3 protein-coding genes are annotated in these 2,999 nt (G+C 63.1%); 2 read left to right on the forward strand and 1 reads right to left on the reverse strand.

The genetic code is table 11. The annotated features are described in order from the left end of the window. Positions 1-10: 10 nt before the first annotated feature. Positions 11-952, forward strand: coding sequence for a TauD/TfdA family dioxygenase (locus tag GEV05_30930; GenBank protein ID MPZ47692.1), 942 nt, complete (start codon positions 11-13; stop codon positions 950-952). Positions 953-1,326: 374 nt separating this feature from the next. Continuing rightward, positions 1,327-1,587 carry a hypothetical protein gene (locus tag GEV05_30935; protein ID MPZ47693.1) on the forward strand — a complete coding sequence of 87 codons (261 nt, stop codon included), beginning with the start codon at positions 1,327-1,329 and terminating at the stop codon, positions 1,585-1,587. Position 1,588: 1 nt separating this feature from the next. Here the strand turns inward: GEV05_30935 and GEV05_30940 are convergent. After that, positions 1,589-2,999: AMP-binding protein (locus tag GEV05_30940; protein MPZ47694.1), on the reverse strand; the 1,411-nt coding region annotated here is incomplete at its 5' end.

A 2,999-nucleotide genomic window follows, 5' to 3' on the forward strand; every position in this document is an offset into this window, starting at 1 on the left:
GGAGCCTGACATGACCGCAACAGTGCAGCGCAGCGCCTACGATCCCGCCAGATTCAACCGTTACTCCAGGATTGTGGTCACGCCGATCCAAGGCGCGATCGGCGCGGAGATCGAATGCGGCGACGTGAGGTCGCTGGACGCCGAAGCCATCGCCGAGGTGTGCCAAGCCTGGCTCGATCACCTGGTCGTGCTCTTCCGCGGCTGCGTCCTGACGGACGACGATCTCCTTCGAGTCGGCCGCTATTTCGGCGCGCTCGAGCCCTCGCCGCCCACCTCGGTTTCCCAACAGGCGCAGCGCCCGGATCCCTACGTCAGCATCATCTCCAACGTGATCGAGAACGGCGTCTCGCTGGGGGCACTCGGCAACGACGAGGCGATCTGGCACACCGACATGTCCAACATCCCTGTTCCCCCGAGCGCGAGCATTCTGACGTCGCTCGAGGTGCCGACGAGCGGCGGCGGAGAGACCGGCTTTATCAATATGTATCGTGCGCTCGAAACACTGCCTGCAGACCTGCTTTCGCAGATCCGGGGCCGCACGATCTATCACGACGGAGGCCGCAACAGCGCGGGCGTCAGGCGGCGGCACTCGATATCGACCAGCCATCCGATCATACGCACCCATCCGGACACCGGCCGCAATGCGCTCTATCTCGGCCGCAGGCGCGATTCCTATATCGACGGCCTGCCGGCGGCCGAATCCGATGTGCTGCTGGATGCACTATGGGCGCATACGAGCGCACAACCGGCGTGGCATCACGACTGGAAGGTCGGCGATACCATCGTCTGGGACAACCGCTGCGCCATCCATCATCGCAACAGCTTCGACGCGAGCGCGCGGCGGGTGATGCATCGCACGCAAACTCTCGGGACCGCACCTTTCTTCAGCATCGAGGCAGCGTCGGCCGCGCATCCGAGGAGCATGCTCGAGTCCGATAGCAATTCGAAATAACGCTGATGTAAGGATTTGGACGCTCCTGCTGGTTGCCGGACGTTGCGGGCGACTTTTCCAACTCCCTGAAGCGCCTTGGGCTCGTATACGATGGATGCGAGCGTAATAGAGGGAACTCGCAGCAGTGGGTGCTTCCGAGGCGCGATGTCTCAGCCGCGAGCTCGACCGATAGATGAGTGGCCTGGAGCACGCTCCGCGAGGAGCAGCCATCTGATTCGCCGAGTTGCAGTAGATCCACGGGTCCACGTTGAGGATAGCGGCTGTCCTCCTGCCAGTTCTTCCCCGTGCCCTGCACGAACGGCACCACCAGCCCCTCGCCCGATGCGTACACCATCACGGCCGGCACGACACGGCCCTTGATTGCCGAGCCCGTCTTGAGATACTCCGTGTCGCAGAACAGGACTTCGGTAAAGCCGGTGGCGTTGACGAAATTGACGAGGTCCGCTTCGGTGATGGTGCGTCCGAAGCTGCGAAAGATATGGCCGGGCGCCAAGCCCCCGATCGGCGGCATTGTTGGTCAGCTCGGCCGCCACAATGCTGTGCGCCTGATCATCGACCGCGTCAAAGGCGTTGTAGCTGTAGTCGAAGCCGCAACCGACGCGTCGCGTTCAGGAGCTACCATGGCAGTGAAATGACTCAGCCATGCGCGCTCTCGCGTCGCAGCAGATCAAGCGCGTGTTGTCTCAGTTGCGCGCGTTGAATCTTGGTCCCGTTCGGGCTCGCTACGGTCGGGAATGCATCGAGCTGCCACACGCGGGCCGGTATTTTGAATCTCGCAAGACGGGCCGTGCAGTGTTCTGTGACGGCATGCGGTTCGACATTGCGGCCGGCCGTCGCGATGACGAATGCAGCCGGGCGGGCTGCTCCTTCGATCTCGACACCCACAACCTGTGCATCGGCGATTCCCGGCATCTCCTTGATCACGTCCTCGATCTCGCCCGGACCCACGAGATAGCCGCCGAGACGCAGTGCGTCGCCGATGCGGGCCTCGTAGACGAAGCTCCCATCACTTCTCAGCCGGCCAAGATCGCCGGTGCGGAAGAAGCCATCGGCGGTCATGGCATCTGCCGTCGCTCGCGGGTCATTGAAATAGCCCGAGAAGAGGCCGGGCCCGGTCATCTCCAGTTCTCCGCTGCGTCCGGGCGGAGCAAGCTCGCCGGTTTCGAGGTCTCGCACACGCACTGCTGCGAGCGCGCCGCCGACCGGTCTCCCGCCGCCGACGATGCGCTCATCCTGAGGCAGCGCCGGGTCCTGTAACGCGAAAAGCGCCTGAACTTCGCTTGAGCCATAGAGACCGAGCATGGGCACGCCGCGCATCCAGGCACTTCTCGCGACCTCCAGGGCGCCCGAATGAAACGCCGCGAAGCCGAACACGCGAGCGCTCGGGTAAGGTGCGTCTGCGTTGCCTGCTGCGCCCAGCATACGGGAAAACATCTCATCGCTTCCAAAGCAATGCGTAATCCGTTCGTCACGCACCACGCGAGCAGCCTCTTCGGCAATGAAAGGCTCCAGCAGATGGATGGACACGCCCGCCGCCAATGCGGCCATCGCGCTGCAGAAACCAAAGACGCCGCAGAACGGGAGTGCCGCCAGTAACTTGGCCTCCGGTTCTGCAAACCGGCAGGCGAGTGCAACATCGCGAGCGTGCTTGACAATCGAGCCTTGACGGTGAACGATGAGCTTCGGGCCGCGCGTGGTGCCCGAGGTGATGAAGAGGACGCAAGGATCGTCCGGTTGGGCGGCGTTCGCAACGCTGCCGCCCGCTGACAGCAGCTGCTCCCACGATACGGAACTTCTCCCGCGCAGCACCTGTCCGTGCGTTTCCGCCTCGGCAGCCACGACAACGATTGACTCCAAGCCCGGGACAGTGTCGGCATCTATCGCTGAAAGAATGGCGGCAAAGTCGATCTGTCTGAACCCGGTTTGCATGACCAGCATCCTGGCGCCGGATTTCCGCAGGATGTATTCGACTTCCGATGAGCGGTAGCGAGTGTTAACGCCAACAAGTATCGCGCCGAGACGACACAGGCCGAGGAAGAGGGCAAGC

Source organism: Betaproteobacteria bacterium (genome assembly GCA_009377585.1).
Taxonomy (GTDB): domain Bacteria; phylum Pseudomonadota; class Gammaproteobacteria; order Burkholderiales; family WYBJ01; genus WYBJ01.